Origin of the sequence: Thalassospira sp. MCCC 1A01148 (assembly GCF_001613795.1) — a bacterium.
GTDB lineage: Bacteria > Pseudomonadota > Alphaproteobacteria > Rhodospirillales > Thalassospiraceae > Thalassospira.
In genome coordinates this window covers 149,776-165,547 of sequence record NZ_LPVZ01000020.1, presented here as the reverse complement: position 1 = coordinate 165,547, position 15,772 = coordinate 149,776, and the positions used below count along the sequence as shown (strand labels likewise).

The window sequence follows — 15,772 nt, the reverse complement described above, 5'->3', positions numbered from 1 at the left end:
GAGTTTGTGATGACTGACGATAAGAAAACCGAAAATCGGTCCGTCGATCAGGGGCTGCAGGACCTGATTGCGGAAAATGATACAGGGGCCCGTCAGCCGACAGGTTTGACGGCGAAAATATTACTCTGGCTTGCAGTTGCATGGTCGCTGTTCCAGCTGTGGATGGCCTCGCCATTGCCATTTATCTTTAATTTTGGCGTTTTGAACTCGACCGAGGCGCGGTCGATCCATCTCGCGTTTGCAATTTTCCTGGCCTTTATGGCTTATCCGGCCTTCAAGAATTCGCCGCGCAGTTATATCCCTATCATTGACTGGGTTCTGGCCGCCGTAGGCGCGTTCTGTGCGGCCTATATTTACATTTTCTATCGCGAATTGTCGGATCGTCCGGGGCTTCCGATCACCGCTGACCTTGTTGCGGCCGGTGTTGGTCTTGTCATGTTGCTTGAAGCAACCCGTCGCGCACTCGGCCCGCCCTTGATGATCGTTGCGATGGTGTTCCTGTCCTATGTCTTCTTTGGCAATGCACCGTGGGTGCCCGATGTTCTGCAATGGAGCGGGGCGAGCTTCTCCAAGGCGATGTCGCATCAGTGGATCACGACCGAAGGCGTGTTTGGTATCGCACTTGGCGTGTCGACCAGCTTTGTCTTCCTGTTTGTCCTGTTTGGATCGCTTCTCGATAAAGCCGGCGCAGGGAACTATTTCATCAAGGTGGCGTTTGCCGCCCTCGGTCACATGCGTGGTGGTCCGGCCAAGGCAGCGGTTTTGTCATCGGCAATGACGGGTCTTATTTCAGGGTCCTCGATTGCCAATGTTGTGACGACCGGTACCTTTACCATTCCGCTGATGAAGCGCGTAGGCTTCCCGGGTGAAAAAGCCGGGGCGGTCGAAGTGGCTTCCTCGGTCAATGGTCAGATCATGCCACCGGTCATGGGGGCTGCGGCCTTCCTGATGGTGGAATATGTAGGCATTCCGTATCCGGAAGTCATCAAGCATGCTTTCCTGCCAGCAACGATTTCCTATATCGCGCTGATCTACATTGTTCACCTTGAGGCGCTTAAGGCGAACATGAAGGGTCTGCCGAAACGGGTTACTTCCACGCTTGGTCAGACCTTGATCAGATCGCTTCTGTTCGTTCTGTCGCTCGTGGTGCTTTCCGGTATCGTGTATTACGCCATCGTCTTCCAGAAGGGGCTTTTCGGTGATGGTGTTGGCTGGGTCGTGGCGATTGAGTGTGCCGCAATCTATCTCGCAGGGCTCTATTACGCGGCCAAGTATCCGGACCTTGAGATGGATGATCCCAACCAGCCGGTCCTGGAGCTCCCGCCGTTGGGTGAAACCGCGAAGGCCGGTCTGCATTATCTGTTGCCGGTCGTGGTTCTGGTCTGGTTCCTGATGATCGAGCTGAAGTCACCCGGGCTCTCGGCATTTTGGGCAACGGTTCTGATGATCTTCATCATGCTGACCCAACATGCCGCCAAGGGCGTTTTCCGTAAAAGTCATGATGTGGTCAATGACCTGAAGCTTGGCTTGATCGATGTGATTGACGGCTTCGCGACCGGTGCCCGCAACATGATCGGGATCGGTGTGGCAACGGCGGCTGCGGGTATCATTGTCGGCACGGTGTCGCTGACCGGTATCGGTCAGGTGATGGTTGAATTCGTCGAACTGATTTCGGGCGGCAACCTCATGCTGATCCTGATCTTCACCGCCGTGATCAGCCTGATCCTTGGCATGGGGCTTCCGACCACGGCGAACTACATCGTGGTTTCGAGCCTGATGGCACCGGTGATCGTTGAATTGGGGGCCGCGAACGGACTGATCGTGCCGTTAATCGCGGTTCACCTGTTCGTCTTCTATTTCGGCATCATGGCCGATGTGACGCCACCCGTGGGTCTGGCATCCTTTGCTGCGGCCGCGGTTTCGGGGTCAGATCCGATGAAGACAGGTCTGGTCGCGTTCTTCTATTCGATGCGCACAGCCGTATTGCCATTCCTGTTCCTGTTCAACACCGAGCTTCTGATGATTGGTCTGGATCATCCGGTGGATGTGGTGATCGTGGTGGTGGTGTCGACAATTGCCATGCTTATCTTTGCCGCAGCAACGCAGGGGTATTTCTTTGCCCGTTCGAAGCTGTGGGAAAGTGCGGCATTGCTGTTGATTGCCTTCACCTTGTTCCGTCCGGGTTTCTGGCTCGACATGATCGCGCCGCCTTATGAAAACCTGCCGGCAACCACGATTGTTGAAGACGCAGCCAACATGCCGCCTGAAACCAGCATTCTTCTGGATGTTGAAGGCATCAGCATCGAAGGCGATGAGGTTTCCAAATCCGTGATGTTGCCGCTTGGTCCGGCAGCATCGGGTGAGGATCGCCTTTATCATGCGGGTATTGGCATTCGTAATGAAGATGGCCGCATCTATATTGATGATCTGGTCTTTGCCGGTCCGGCCGAGAAAGCCGGGCTTGATTTCGATTTTGAAATCACGGCGGTAAAGGTCGAAGCTGATCGTCCGGCCAAGGAAGTCTTCTTTATCCCGGCATTCCTGTTGCTGGGCGGGATCATAGTTCTTCAACGCCGACGCAAGCGCAGTGAAGATGCGCTTGGTACGGCCTGACAGGGAGAGTGAACATGTACAAGGATATTCTGGTCACAGTAGATCTTGATCATGAGTCTTCCTGGAAGAAGGCCGTTCCGGTCGCCATCAAGCAGGCGCAAAGCTTTGGTGCGCGCCTTCATGTTCTGACCGTGGTGCCCACGGTCGGGATGTCGATGGTCGGCCAGTTCTTCCCGAAGGGTTATGAGACCAAGGTTCTGGATGCCTATAACGAACGTCTGCACGAATTCGTGTCCGAGCACATACCCTCGGACATCAAGGTTCAGCATATCGTAGGGCAGGGCACGGTGTATGAGGTTATCTTGCAGATCGCCAAAAAGACCAATTGCGATCTGATCGTGATCGGCTCACACCGCCCGGAATTGAAAGACTATCTTTTGGGGCCCAACGCAGCGCGCGTTGTGCGCCATGCGGATTGTTCGGTCATGGTCGTTCGCGACTAGTCCGCGCAGTTTGCATTGGATAAAAAACGGGGGCGATGCCGAAGCATCGCCCCCGTTGCCGTTGGGACGGATCAAGTAATCAGTTCGCTGCACACGGGTTTGCGGCGCACGGATTGGCAGCGCATGGATTGTTTGCTGCACATGGGTTGGCGGCACACGGGCTGCACGGATTAACGACTTTCTTGGCCGCGCAAGGATTTGCAGCACACGGGTTCGCGGCACAAGGATTGGCAGCACACGGGCTGCAGGGCGAACAGCTGGCGACTTCGGCAGTCGGTGCCGGAAGCGGGGATGCCATTGCCATCGGGGTCGCCATGGCAAGGCTGGTGCCGATTGCCATTGCCGGGATCAGTGCCTTTTGCGTGAAGGTCATGGATTTCTTAGTCATGTGGTGCCTCTCTGACGGTTCGGTAAGTTTAACCTCGGGCGTTCCTTCGCCCATCGGTGAGGGCACTATGGTCCAAATTTCACAAGAAGCGGCGTCACATGGTTTCACTGTTATGTGAGTCGCGCGTGTTCCATGCGGGTGGTGCAATGCGCTTGACTAGGGGGCTGTTCCATAAAGAAAATGTCGTAAATCCTTCAACATGATGGTCAAACCGATTGAAAGTGCGGTGAAATTTCCTCATGTTGAAAGGATGGGTGAATGATACTGAACGTGCGGCCCGGCTTGAAAAAAGTGTGAGCCATGCCACCGATCGGAACGGAAGTTTTTATGAGATTAGGGAACTGTATCGTCGATATCGGGAAGTTTTGCGCTGTTGCGTGTGTTGTCGGAGTTTCCCAGGCACAGGCTGCGAACGGCGAGATTCCCGAAATGGTTCAGATTCCTTCAGGATGGTTCTGGCAAGGGTCGGATTCCGTCGAACGCCAGTATGCTTATCAGATTGATGAGCAGGTCTATGGTCATGACATCAGCCGTCGCAATCGCTGGTATGATCTCGAAAGTGACAAATGGCACGTTCACCTTTTGGGCTATGATATCGGCAAAACACCGGTCACGAATGACCAATATGCCGCTTTTGTTCAGGAAACCGGGCACCCGGCACCAGACATAAGCCAGGAAGATTGGGAACGTCAGGGGCTGATTTACAACTACGAAACCATCTTGCCGTTCTTGTGGAACGATGACAGTCCGCCAACGGGGCGGGGTGATCATCCTGTGGTTCTGGTGTCATGGCAGGATGCCAATGCCTATGCCCAGTGGCTGAGCGACAAGACTGGTGACACCTGGCATTTGCCAGACGAACTGCATTGGGAAAAGGCTGCACGCGGGCCGGATGGGACCTTTTATCCATGGGGCAATATTTTTGACGCGGACCGCCTGAACAGTGCCGACAAGGGGCCGTTTGATACCATGCCGGTCGGTCAGTTTGAAGAAGGTCCCTTTGGTCTTTATGACGGAGTTGGACAAGTTTTCGAATGGACGTCATCATCTTCCCAGGCAGGCTATCGGATTGTTAAGGGTGGTTCCTGGGATGATCGCGGTTGCGGTGTTTGCCGTCCCGCTGCGCGCCATGGACGTCCGGAATTCCTGAAGCATATCCTGATCGGTTTCCGGGTAATGCGCGATCGATAACGTCGCGTCTGCCAAAGATTAGATTTTGCAAGCCAACCAGGAATCACTAACTGTTGATAGGGTTTCATTGGCGCGACGGGGCAAAAACCATCTTAATTTGCATCGGCAAAGTAATGGATGGATTGCAACAATGTTGGTGAAGAAATGACTGAAGACACACTTGATTTGGCGTCGATCCCGACAGCCCAACTTGAAAAAATGTTGGCCGCCGGTCGCGATGTTATGGAATGTCATCGGGTGCTCACAGCAACGGGCGACAACATTGTTGGTGAACTGATCAAAAGTGCCGGCACATTCTATGAATGGACACATTACCCCGAAGGTGATGTCTATGATCGCCAGTCACATGCCCAATTCTATTATCATGCCCATCCCAAGGAAGAACGCCGGGACTGGGATGAACATGGACATTTCCATACATTCATGCGTCCGCGCGGGATGCCGGAAGGCTGCAAACCAAAAGAGATAGAAGGTTTTGACTATCCCGAAGGCCCAAATGATGCACTTTCGCATCTGATCGCATTTTCGATGGATGAATTCGGCCTCTGTCAGCGTCTGTTTTCGACCAACCGATGGGTTACTGGCGAAGTCTGGTATGATGCAGAAGACGTGATTAGCATGCTTGACGGGTTTGTCATTGATCATGCGCAGCCATCCTGGCCGGTCAATCGCTGGGTCTCGGGCATGATGGTGTTGTTCCGACCACAGATTGAAAAACTGATACGTGAACGCGATCAGGCTGTCGCCGACTGGAAGGAAAAACACCCGGACCGTGATGTTTACGAAGACCGTGAACTCGAAGTCACATCGACGCTCAATGTGGCGACGGTTGAGCAGATGCGCGCAGTCGGTGAAGAGTTGCTGCGTCGGCGAGAAGCCGCCTAACGCCCAAGTTTTTGTCTGGCGTTGCAGCCAGCATTGGTAAATCACAAACAAAATTGAGAATGGCCGGGCACAAAGCGCCGGCCATTTTGCATTTCAAACGGGACGCAAAGATTACTGCGTTTTGAGGAATTCGATAATGTCGGCGATATCCTCATCCTTCTTGAGTTTGAAGGCCATTTTGGAGCGCTGCTTGGAGCCAGCGATCTCGCTGAGCTTGGCAGACGGGTCCCGCAGGTAGTCGGTCAGGAATGCCTCGTCTGCTACAAAGCCTTTTTCACATGCAGCCTGGTAACCACGCCCGTATTTGTAGCCTTCAACCGTACCGCATTCACGACCGACAGAACCGGCAAGGCTGGGGCCGACCTTGTTTACGCCTGCTTCAAGGCTGTGGCAGGCAGCGCAGCGCTTGAACAGTTTTTCACCTTTTGCCGCATCACCGGCAAGCGCAGGAGCCGCAGACAGGAAGGCGAGGGAGCTGGCAACGAGAGCCAGTTTGCGCGGAAACGTCATTATGGAGCCTCTCTCTTCTTTCAATATTCCCGGTGATCGGGATGATGCGCCAGTTGTTGGCACATCTGTGGGTAATCAAAAGGTCAACGCGGTATATTGTCATGCGTCGAACACGTGCAAGACCGGTTGATCTTCAAAAACTGGTAACCAGATTTAACATAGTGTCGATAGGAACAATTTGAGTTTAGTCAATTTGTGGTCGGTGCGGACGGAATTTGCCAGATTTCTCGTTTTTTGATTGCTGGCAAATAATTTACGACTCAAATAGTGTGTTTCCGCCATGGCGGCAGGCGGTCAGATTTCATCCTTTTGGCACCGGGTAAAGGTTCCCGATGTGTATTGATCAACAGGATGGTTGAAAATCAGGGCCTTGTGCCCCAACTATGGAAAATATGTTTGTCGATTTCCTGCCAGAAGTATAATCTTGCGCAGTAAATTGGCAGCCATATGAGAAGCGTGCCAGGAGATATCTATTGCCACGTATCACCAAAGAAGATCTGAGCAAGCTGGTTCAGGACCCGTCAGGGGAAAACCGTGCGGATACCGCCGAAAAAATCAGTCGTGAGTTCACTACTGAAACCTTGACGGACAGCGAACGTGTTCTGGCGGAAGATATTTTCCGTTTGATGATCCGTGACGCCGAAGTGCGTGTGCGCAAGGCCCTTGCCAAGAACCTCGCCCAGACACCTTTGGTCCCGCATGATGTTGCGGCAACACTTGCACGTGATGTTGATGATGTCGCGTTGCCGGTTCTGGAATTTTCCGAAGTCCTCAATGATGACGACCTGGTCGATATTATTGGCGACAATGCAGACAGCGTTGAAAAGCAACGGGCCATCGCCTCGCGCGCCCACGTGTCCGAGGTTGTTTCGGCAACGCTTGTCGATATCGGTCATGAAGACGTGATGGTCGATCTGATGTCAAACCAGGGCGCGGAAATCAGTGAAGTTTCGCTGCAAAAGGTTGTTGACGATTTCGGCGACAATGAACGCATTCAGAAGCCGATGATCGAACGTAATCACTTGCCGATCACGATCGCCGAACGCATGGTGACACTGGTATCTGAACGGATGCGGTCGCAACTGATTTCGCGTGGTCATATACCCGAGGGCATCGTGAATGCCGTGATGACCCAGTCGCAGGAAAGTGCGACCATTGGCCTGCTGGGTGACGGGGTGGAAGAACGCGATGTTGAACTGCTTGTCGAGCATCTTTACACAAACAATCGCCTGACCAGCGGCCTGATCCTGCGTGCGCTGTGCATGGGGGATGTGTCCTTCTTCGAGGCTGCGCTGGCGAAAAGGGCCGGTGTTTCGCTGATCAATACCCGTATCCTCATTCACGACAGCGGCCCGTTTGGTCTTGAGGCAATTTACAACAAGGCCAGCATGCCGGAGCATTTCTTCCCCGGTGTTCGTGCTGCGATCGAGGTTGCGCGCGAGACCTCCTTTGATGGTGAAGAACATGACAAGGAACGCTATTCCCGACGGATGATCGAACGGGTTCTGACCCAGTATGGTGATCTTGGGGTCGAGTTTGACTCAGATGATGTTGACTATCTGATGGGCCGTATGTTGCAGCTCCCCGGTGAACGGGCCATGCACCACTGATTACAGCCAATCACTATTGACCAAATCGCTGCGAAATCCTGGCCGCCCGATGTGCATCATCCGGGCGGCTTTTTGTTGAACTGTTCTTGCCAAATCGGACCAAATCAAAAAGGGCGCTGTCTTTGCAACAGCGCCCTTTGTCGTTCGTTTCGAAAGCCTCTTGCTACTCAAGCAGCGTATTAGGCATCCAGAGTGCAAGTTCAGGGAAGTACATCACAAGCAACAGCCCAACAACCTGCAGAAGGACGAAGGGAATGATCCCCTTGTAGATCTGCTGGATAGAGATCGATTTTGGCGCCACACCCTTGAGGTAGAACAGGGCAAACCCAAACGGTGGCGTCAAGAAGCTTGTTTGCAGGTTCACCGCCACAAGGACTGCAAACCAGGTCAGGACCTGTGCTTCGGTTGCTTCAAGGCCACCGATATCCAGGTGATGACCGAAATCAAGCTGGGCAATGACCGGTGCGAAGATCGGAAGAACGATCAGGGTGATCTCGACCCAGTCAAAGAAGAAGCCCAGGATGAAGACGATGAGCATCAGCAGAAGCAAAATGCCCCAGGACCCCAAACCGGCACTTTCCACCAGATCGATCACCAGATCATCGCCGCCAAGTGAACGGAAGACATAGGAGAACACTGTTGCACCGGCAAACAGGAAGAACAGCATTGCACCCGTCAGGGCCGAACGTTCACAAACATCCTTGAGGACCGGCCATTTAAGGCGCCCCTTGACCAATGCAAGGAAGGTTGCACCAACCGCACCAACACCTGCGGCCTCGGTCGGGGTGGCAAATCCGGCAAAGATCGAGCCCAGAACAAGAACGATCAGGAAAACCGGTGGCAGGAAGCTGCGCACCACCATCATCGCAAGATCCTTGCCATGGATGGCTTCACCCTCTGGAAGGGGTGGGGCAAGGCCCGGATTCAATTGGCAGCGCACGAAAATATAAACGGTATAAAGACCCGCAAGGATCAGGCCCGGCAGAATGGCCGCCAAGAACAGGTTGCCAACCGACACCGACAGAAGGTCGGACATCAGAACCAGCATGATCGATGGCGGGATCAGAATGCCAAGCGTTCCCGATGCGGCAATTGTCCCCGTCGCAAGCGAGGGATCATAGTTGCGGCGCATCATCACCGGCAGCGCCAGCAAGGTCATCATGACAACGGATGCGCCGATAATGCCGGTGGTTGCTGCCATGATGGTGCCCATCAGCGTTACCGACAGTGCAAGACCGCCCGGGACTTTACGCAGCAGCATGTTGAGGCATTCCAGAAGGTCTTCTGCAACGCCACTTTTTTCAAGCATCGTGCCCATGTAGATGAACATCGGCACAGCAACCATCACCATGTTTTCGGAGATGCCGCCCCAGATGCGAGAGACGATATTGAAAAATTCGATAAAGGAGAAAACGTCATAGGCGATGCCCAGGAAGCCAAAGCCGATCCCGATGCCTGAAATGACGAACGCAACCGGAAGTCCCGTGAAGACAAGAATGCCGAGCGAGGCAAACATGAACAGCGGAAACCAGTCTTCGATATAGAAGTTACCCATTTGGAATTATCCCCGTTCCGCTCAGTCTTCGATCTTGGCAGCGCCAAGGTCTTCAAGGTGGTGAGTGCCGACATAATAGCCTGCGCGCTTATGCAGGTTTGCCGGGCCAAAGACAAAGACGAAGCATTTCAGGAAGATTGAAAGCCCCGCCATGGCAAGAAGGCCAAAGCCGATGGGAATAGTTGATTTGATGATCCAGCGATGGGTCAGGCCGGTTGTCGCAGCCGATACCTCGTTGTTCTCAAAGGAGCGGGCAACAAAATCAAAACCGAAATACAGCACCAACGCACAGAATGGCAAAACACAAACAATGCCACCGATCATTTCGACGATGGCGCGGGTGCGGGGGCGAAGATTGTCACGAATGAGTTCGATACGAACATGTGAGTCGCGAATATAGGCGAACCCAAAACACAACATAAACAGACCGGTATGCAGATGCCACTCAAGCTCTTGCAGCTTGATGGAGCCCTGACCGCCAAATTTACGTTGGATCACGTCGTACAGGATGACGATCATCAACGGTATCGCCAGCAGGCTGGCCCACTTGCCCACACGGGTCACGATGGCGTCGATGCCGTCACTAAATTTCAGTAGCGCTTCCATAGAAGGTCTCCCGGGTCTTCTTATCGCGGTCAAGGCCGGGGCACGTGGCACCCGGCCTTGCCGAGATTTGCTTTTGTCGACTGTCTTAACAGTCGTTCAGACCTGTTGGATTATTCGAGATATCCGATGTCTTTCCAGATCTTGTAGTCTTCACGGAAGCTCTGGAGGCTTTCATAGGCCATTTTGAAGTTTTCGTCTTCAGCCGAAAGCTCGGTTGCAACTTCTTCCCATGCACCGCGCATGGTTGCCAGCATTTCCGGCGACCACTTCTTGATGTTCACGCCTTTTTCCTGAAGTTCTTTCAGAGCGTCGAACTGGATTGCTTCACCTTCCGCGAAGCCATATGCAAGGTTGTCGTTACATACAGATTCGATCTGGGCGCGCTGGGTGTCGGAAAGGGCATCCCACTTTTCCTTGTTCATCATCAGATCGAACAGGGTCGACTGCTGATGCCAGCCCGGGAAGTAGTAGTATTTCGCGACCTGATGGAAGCCGAGTTTCAGGTCAATCGCCGGCATGGAGAATTCGGTGGCATCAATGGTGCCAAGCTCAAGTGCCGGATAGATGTCGCCGCCTGCCAGAAGCTGGGTGGAAACACCAAGTTTTTCCATCACTTTCGCGCCAAGACCGAAGAAGCGCATTTTCAGACCTTTGAGGTCTTCTGGCGAATTGATCTCCTTGGAGAACCAACCAGATGCTTCCGGTGCGATCAGGCCGCAGAACAGCGACTTAATGCCATGTTCGGCATACAGCTTGTCAAAGATTTCCTGGCCACCGCCAAACTTGACCCATGCCAGATATTCACCAGCCTGCGGGCCGAACGGAACGGCACCAAACAGCTGCAGTGCCGGAACCTTGCCTGCCCAGTAACCCGGGGTGGAGAATGCGGCATCAATCGAGCCGGTCGAAACAGCATCGAAAACTTCCAGTGCCGGCACAAGTGCGCCCGGCTCATAGAACTTGATGCGGACATTGCCGCCGGAAACCTGTTCGATTTTCTCTTCGACGCGTTTGCCAAGCGTACCCAGCTGGGTCAGGCTGCCCGGATAGGTCGAGCCCATTTTCCAGCGAACGCGTTCCTGTGCATCCGCATCAGACGGAGCTGCCGTGAACGCAGCCGCAGCAAGAACGGCAGCGCAGGTTGCCGATTTAAGCACTTTAGAAAAAGTCATTCGTCTTCCTCCCTAAGAAGTCCGAAATTGGTAATACCACGTGAGGCCGACCACCGCCTTTTGCTTTTATTCTTGGGCGGTTTTTTCCCCGATTTTTATGTTGCAGGGCGAAGCATAAGCGTATTTCGCAAGGATGAGCAAGTTTGTTTCATCGTTGGCGAAAGAAAATATCCATATTGCAGTGCAAAAACGCAACTTGCTGTCGGGCGCAAAAGCAGGAATTCCGCACGGGAATGCGTATTTGGAACTCTTCTATCTTGTTCGAAAGTTGAATGCCAAAAAGCTCTATGATCCCCGTCGTTTACGCATCAGCGGTGTCTCTACCCCACTTATCGTATGGGGATTCGCTATCCGTTTGGATCATTTTGTCTTGTTGTTGGTGGAACTGTAGTCTTGCTGCCTGTTGCAGGCATGCAATCGCGCAGGCGCAGCAGGTCAGGTATCCGCAACGGTGTTTACCCGCGGAAATGAAAACGGGCGGCCTTTCAAAGAAAGACCGCCCGACTGATGGTCGGAGCGAGAGGATTCGAACCTCCGACCCCTGCCTCCCGAAGACAGTGCTCTACCAGGCTGAGCTACGCTCCGTCAGTGGGCGGAGGTTTATCCCTTCTTTCCGCGCGGATCAAGCATAAACCCGACGTTTTGGCGGAAAAAATGCCAGTTTGGTGTTGTTGTGGAGCGGGGAAGAAACAAGCAATTGAAATTCATGGCCGCGCGCATGTTGTTGGCGCGACAGAACCCGGATTGAAACGCAAAAGGCCCCGAAACGCATAAACGTTTCAGGGCCTTTGAATGATGGTCGGAGCGAGAGGATTCGAACCTCCGACCCCTGCCTCCCGAAGACAGTGCTCTACCAGGCTGAGCTACGCTCCGTCATTCTGCGAAGCCGGGTGATAATGGTTTATCGCAGGCGACGCAAGATATTTTTGCGCCGTCCGGGTGTGACCCCGGCATGCGCAAAGGGAATATCGATTAGTATGGGCGCGAAATGCAGAATTCGACTGCCTCGACCATTGCATCCTTGATCGCGCCGTCGTCAAAGCGGGACAGGGTGTCGATTGCTTTTTGACCAAACTCACGCGCACGGTCCATGGATGCATCAAGCGCATTATATTTGCGGATCAGTTCCTGGGCGCGATCCAGATCGCCATCCTGGAAGTCCTGATCTTCCATGCAGCGACGCCAGAAGGTTTTTTCCTCTTCGTCACCATTGGCGTAGGCGATGATCACCGGAAGCGTCACCTTGCCGTCGCGGAAATCATCGCCGACGGTTTTGCCAAGGGTTGCCTGATGGGCGGAATAATCCAGAACATCGTCAATCAACTGGAAGGCGGTGCCAAGATAGATCCCATACAGACGAAGCGCTTCTTCGTCCTCGGCCGTTCGGTCGGCAATGACGGCGCCAATCTGCGATGCCGCGCCAAACAGGGCGGCAGTTTTTGCGGTGATGACTTCCAGATAGGCCTCTTCGGAGGTGCCCATGTCATTGGCGGTCGAAAGCTGCAGCACTTCGCCCTCGGCAATGACGGCAGATGCCTGTGCCAGAATATCAAGAACGCGCAAGGAGCCGGTTTTGACCATCACGACAAAGGCGCGCGCAAACAGGAAATCACCCACCAGAACGCTGGCTTCGTTGCCAAACAGCGCATTGGCAGATGCCTGACCACGGCGCAGCTGGCTTTCATCGACCACGTCATCATGCAGAAGGGTCGCGGTATGAATAAACTCAACACAGGCCGCAAGATCGACCGCATGCGGGCCGTCGCCATAGCCACAAAGCCGTGCCGATGCCAAAGTCAGCATCGGGCGCATGCGTTTGCCGCCGGCAGCCACAAGGTGGGTGGCCAGTTGCGGAATCAGGGCGACTTCACTGTGCATGTTGTCGATGATCACCTGATTGACGCGCTTCATGTCGCCGTCGACGAGGTTGACCAGTGAATCAAGGCTCGGCTGAGTCTTTGTCTGCGGTGCGGTATTGGTCACGCTGTATTCCGACTTCTCAAATGGCATCTTCGCTGCCTGCGTCGGCGAAGATTGCAAATAACAGCAGGCGGCCTCAACATAGATAGGCCAAGCTGTTGTGGTCAAGTGGACAAATGCGGTTCCAGTCCTGCTTTAACCGCAGACAATTCAGGGTTTCTTGCAGAGGATTTTGTAAACCACGACTGCAAGCTCTTACATTATAGAGATATTATCGTTTTTTGGATTTCTTCTTATTTCACAACGTATGCAAGACCAGATCACAGTTTGAAGGAAAATGCAGATGATCGAACTTTTTCGCAGTAACGATCCCATCGAACTGAGCTGGGCACAGGCTGTTCTGGCCGATGAGGGTATCGACAGTCATATTTTTGACTACCACGCCAGTATCATCGAAGGGTCCATCGGTGCCTTGCCAAGACGTTTGATGGTGGATGGTGATGCAGAAAGTCGCGCGAAATATGTTCTTGACCTTGCCAGACGCGAGCTGGATGAGCATAACGCCAAAAGTGACGCTTCGGACGCGGTGACGTCTGAGTAACAATTGCATCAACCCGGAATGACAGATCAGGACATTTGATGGTGAGCACAGCCAGACGCTTTGAAGTGCCAGACTTCCCGCAAGAACGGATCAGTCATGATTATCTTCTTGGCGGTTCGGTGGTACTCAAGCAGCCAGTCGATGGCTATCGGGCAGCGGTGGATGCGGTGTTGCTGTCGGCGTCGGTTTCGATCAATTCGCGTCGTGACGAAAAGATTCTTGATGTCGGTGCGGCTGTCGGATCGGCTGGGCTATGCGTGGCGCGTCGCCTTGAAACGGCAAAGGTTACGGGTGTCGAGCTGCAAGATGACCTGTACGCCCTGTTTTGTCGCAATGTGATGGAAAATGATCTGGCGGGGCGTGTGACGCCTGTTCATGGCGACATCAATGACGCCCGCCTGCCGCTGGTGGCAGAAAGCTTTGATCAGGTCATCTCCAACCCGCCTTATTATACCGGGGGCACACGGCCCAGCAATGAAAGCCGGGCGAAAGCCCATCAGGAAGGTACCGCAGACCTTAAGGACTGGATTGCCTTTTGTCTTAAAATGGTGCGGCAAAAGGGACGGATCACGTTGGTGCATCGCGCCGATCATCTGGATCGCATCATTGGTCTTTTGCATGGGCGAGCCGGTGACATGACGGTTTATCCGATCTGGAGCAAGGCCGACGCAGACGCGCCTTTGCGTGTCATCGTTTCGGCGCGCAAGGCTGTTGCATCGCCGTTAACCATGCGGCGCGGGATCGTTTTGCATGATGAAGGCGGGGCTTATTTGCCCGAAACGGATCGCCTTTTGCGCAATCCAATGGCATTGCCCGGTTTCTAAATCGGTCGAACTTCAATATAAGGGCACAGTGGCTGCGATGGATGTCGCAGATAAATCCGTGCTTTGGGACCTGACATGCTGAGTTTTTCGAAAATCCTTTTCACCGCGCTTGTTGTCGTTGTCGTCTGGCAGGGCTTCAAGCTTTTTAACCGCAGCAAACAGGTTTCCAGCAACGAGCAGCCCAAGCAAACCGGCCAGGAAAAGAAAAAACAAACCAAGCCGATTGCCCACGAGCTTGAAAAATGCCCGCATTGCGGCGTTTACCATGCCGAAGGCAATGCACATCGCTGCGACACGTAAGCCTTTTTAACGACAAAATCCGGGCTCCGATCAGATCGCCTTTGTGGCATTCGACTTTGGGGCAATCCGCACGAATTTGGCTTGGATTTTTCCCGATAATCGATGATCTATGTTGCTGCAATGCGGCATGATGGCGTTTGGCAGGATGGAAGGGTTGCAAATTCAGCGCGTCTCAGGGCTTTTGCCTTCTTGACCGCGCGGGGGCAGGGCGGTAGCTTGCCGCACTAAATTTACAGACAACAGAAATAGAGAGTTCGCGCCATGGCGCTCGACGGGTCGCAACGTCCCCCTTCATTCCAGGAAATCATTCTTCGACTGCAAAGCTATTGGGCTGATCAGGGATGTGTCATCCTGCAGCCTTATGACTTGGAAGTCGGTGCCGGTACCTTCCACACCGCGACAACCCTGCGCGCGCTTGGTCCGGAAACTTGGAATGCAGCCTATGTTCAGCCGTCCCGTCGCCCGACCGATGGTCGTTACGGCGAGAACCCCAACCGTCTGCAGCACTATTACCAGTTCCAGGTGCTGATGAAGCCGTCACCATCCAATTCGCAGGATCTGTATCTGGGGTCGCTCAAACATCTGGGCATTGACCCGATGGCCCATGATATCCGCTTTGTCGAGGATGACTGGGAAAGCCCGACGCTGGGCGCATGGGGGCTTGGCTGGGAAGTGTGGCTTGATGGAATGGAAGTCACCCAGTTCACCTATTTCCAGCAAGTCGGCGGTTTTGAATGCAACCCGGTCCCGGTCGAGCTGACCTATGGTCTGGAACGACTGGCGATGTACATTCAGGGTGTCGAGAACGTTTACGACCTTGATTACAACGGCGCTGGCGTAAGTTATGGCGACGTGTTCCTTCAGAATGAACGCGAACAGTCGACCTATAACTTTGAAGTCGCAAACACCGACATGCTGTTCCAGCACTTCAAGGATGCCCAGGCCGAGTGTGCTGTGAATATCGAACGCGGTCTGGCCCTGCCGGCCTATGAGCAGGCCATGAAGGCATCCCATCTGTTTAACCTCCTTGATGCGCGCGGTGTGATTTCCGTGACCGAACGTGCGGCCTATATCGGCCGTGTTCGCGACATGTCGAAATCCTGCTGCGAAGCGTGGCTGCGGTCGCGTGGCCATCTGAACGAGGAGGCTTAAGT

16 protein-coding genes and 2 tRNA genes are annotated in these 15,772 nt (G+C 53.7%); 10 read left to right on the top strand and 8 right to left on the bottom strand.

Annotated elements, in window-relative coordinates; genetic code table 11:
• Positions 1-9: 9 nt before the first annotated feature.
• Together AUQ43_RS10385 and AUQ43_RS10380 are read left to right on the top strand one after the other, a co-directional pair.
• Entirely contained in the window at positions 10-2,613 is a 2,604-nt protein-coding gene (locus tag AUQ43_RS10385; RefSeq protein WP_062956225.1) for a TRAP transporter permease, read from the top strand.
• Positions 2,614-2,627: 14 nt separating this feature from the next.
• Positions 2,628-3,056 (top strand): universal stress protein, encoded by a 429-nt coding sequence (locus tag AUQ43_RS10380; RefSeq protein ID WP_062956224.1) that lies wholly within the window; start codon positions 2,628-2,630, stop codon positions 3,054-3,056.
• 79 nt (positions 3,057-3,135) lie between these two features.
• Here AUQ43_RS10380 and AUQ43_RS20105 read toward each other — a convergent pair whose 3' ends face one another.
• Entirely contained in the window at positions 3,136-3,444 is a 309-nt protein-coding gene (locus AUQ43_RS20105; protein ID WP_198157163.1) for a hypothetical protein, read from the bottom strand.
• A gap of 327 nt (positions 3,445-3,771) precedes the next feature.
• Here AUQ43_RS20105 and AUQ43_RS10370 point away from each other — a divergent pair, with 327 nt between their 5' ends.
• On the top strand, positions 3,772-4,635 hold the full coding sequence (locus AUQ43_RS10370; protein WP_062956222.1) for an SUMF1/EgtB/PvdO family nonheme iron enzyme: 864 nt from the start codon (positions 3,772-3,774) through the stop codon (positions 4,633-4,635).
• A 144-nt stretch (positions 4,636-4,779) separates the two neighbouring features.
• A complete protein-coding gene (locus tag AUQ43_RS10365; RefSeq protein ID WP_062957238.1) occupies positions 4,780-5,520 on the top strand; it encodes a hypothetical protein in 741 nt (246 codons plus the stop codon).
• A gap of 111 nt (positions 5,521-5,631) precedes the next feature.
• On the opposite strand, the gene AUQ43_RS10360 is transcribed toward AUQ43_RS10365, so the two are convergent.
• Complete coding sequence (locus AUQ43_RS10360) at positions 5,632-6,030, bottom strand: cytochrome c family protein (RefSeq protein WP_062956221.1); 399 nt, start codon at positions 6,028-6,030, stop codon at positions 5,632-5,634.
• A gap of 473 nt (positions 6,031-6,503) precedes the next feature.
• Here AUQ43_RS10360 and AUQ43_RS10355 point away from each other — a divergent pair, with 473 nt between their 5' ends.
• Positions 6,504-7,640 carry a DUF2336 domain-containing protein gene (locus tag AUQ43_RS10355; protein ID WP_062956220.1) on the top strand — a complete coding sequence of 379 codons (1,137 nt, stop codon included), beginning with the start codon at positions 6,504-6,506 and terminating at the stop codon, positions 7,638-7,640.
• 163 nt (positions 7,641-7,803) lie between these two features.
• On the opposite strand, the gene AUQ43_RS10350 is transcribed toward AUQ43_RS10355, so the two are convergent.
• From AUQ43_RS10350 to AUQ43_RS10340, 3 genes are all read right to left on the bottom strand, one after another.
• The gene (locus tag AUQ43_RS10350; protein ID WP_062956219.1) at positions 7,804-9,195 is read right to left on the bottom strand and encodes a TRAP transporter large permease subunit; all 1,392 of its coding nucleotides are present in this window, start codon (positions 9,193-9,195) and stop codon (positions 7,804-7,806) included.
• Between the two features lie 21 nt (positions 9,196-9,216).
• Positions 9,217-9,801, bottom strand: a complete 585-nt coding sequence (locus AUQ43_RS10345) for a TRAP transporter small permease subunit (RefSeq protein WP_062956218.1) — start codon at positions 9,799-9,801, stop codon at positions 9,217-9,219.
• A 110-nt stretch (positions 9,802-9,911) separates the two neighbouring features.
• The gene (locus tag AUQ43_RS10340) at positions 9,912-10,973 is read right to left on the bottom strand and encodes a TRAP transporter substrate-binding protein (RefSeq protein WP_062956217.1); all 1,062 of its coding nucleotides are present in this window, start codon (positions 10,971-10,973) and stop codon (positions 9,912-9,914) included.
• Between the two features lie 133 nt (positions 10,974-11,106).
• Between AUQ43_RS10340 and AUQ43_RS10335 the strand changes: the two genes are divergently transcribed.
• Positions 11,107-11,364 (top strand): hypothetical protein, encoded by a 258-nt coding sequence (locus AUQ43_RS10335; RefSeq protein WP_062956216.1) that lies wholly within the window; start codon positions 11,107-11,109, stop codon positions 11,362-11,364.
• A gap of 117 nt (positions 11,365-11,481) precedes the next feature.
• Here the strand turns inward: AUQ43_RS10335 and AUQ43_RS10330 are convergent.
• The 3 genes from AUQ43_RS10330 to AUQ43_RS10320 all read right to left on the bottom strand — a co-directional run bounded on the left by AUQ43_RS10330 (position 11,482) and on the right by AUQ43_RS10320 (position 12,983).
• Positions 11,482-11,558: transfer RNA gene (locus tag AUQ43_RS10330), tRNA-Pro, on the bottom strand.
• A 211-nt stretch (positions 11,559-11,769) separates the two neighbouring features.
• Positions 11,770-11,846 (bottom strand) — tRNA-Pro (locus AUQ43_RS10325).
• A 99-nt stretch (positions 11,847-11,945) separates the two neighbouring features.
• Entirely contained in the window at positions 11,946-12,983 is a 1,038-nt protein-coding gene (locus AUQ43_RS10320; RefSeq protein WP_114129913.1) for a polyprenyl synthetase family protein, read from the bottom strand.
• A 253-nt stretch (positions 12,984-13,236) separates the two neighbouring features.
• Here AUQ43_RS10320 and AUQ43_RS10315 point away from each other — a divergent pair, with 253 nt between their 5' ends.
• The 4 genes from AUQ43_RS10315 to AUQ43_RS10300 all read left to right on the top strand — a co-directional run bounded on the left by AUQ43_RS10315 (position 13,237) and on the right by AUQ43_RS10300 (position 15,770).
• Positions 13,237-13,494: a DUF2007 domain-containing protein gene (locus AUQ43_RS10315; protein ID WP_062957236.1), complete on the top strand. Its 258-nt coding sequence runs from the start codon at positions 13,237-13,239 to the stop codon at positions 13,492-13,494.
• Positions 13,495-13,532: 38 nt separating this feature from the next.
• Positions 13,533-14,318 carry a tRNA1(Val) (adenine(37)-N6)-methyltransferase gene (locus AUQ43_RS10310; RefSeq protein ID WP_062956215.1) on the top strand — a complete coding sequence of 262 codons (786 nt, stop codon included), beginning with the start codon at positions 13,533-13,535 and terminating at the stop codon, positions 14,316-14,318.
• A 75-nt stretch (positions 14,319-14,393) separates the two neighbouring features.
• Positions 14,394-14,618 (top strand): hypothetical protein, encoded by a 225-nt coding sequence (locus AUQ43_RS10305; RefSeq protein ID WP_062956214.1) that lies wholly within the window; start codon positions 14,394-14,396, stop codon positions 14,616-14,618.
• Between the two features lie 261 nt (positions 14,619-14,879).
• Positions 14,880-15,770 carry a glycine--tRNA ligase subunit alpha gene (locus AUQ43_RS10300; RefSeq protein ID WP_062956213.1) on the top strand — a complete coding sequence of 297 codons (891 nt, stop codon included), beginning with the start codon at positions 14,880-14,882 and terminating at the stop codon, positions 15,768-15,770.
• The last annotated feature ends 2 nt before the right edge of the window (positions 15,771-15,772 follow it).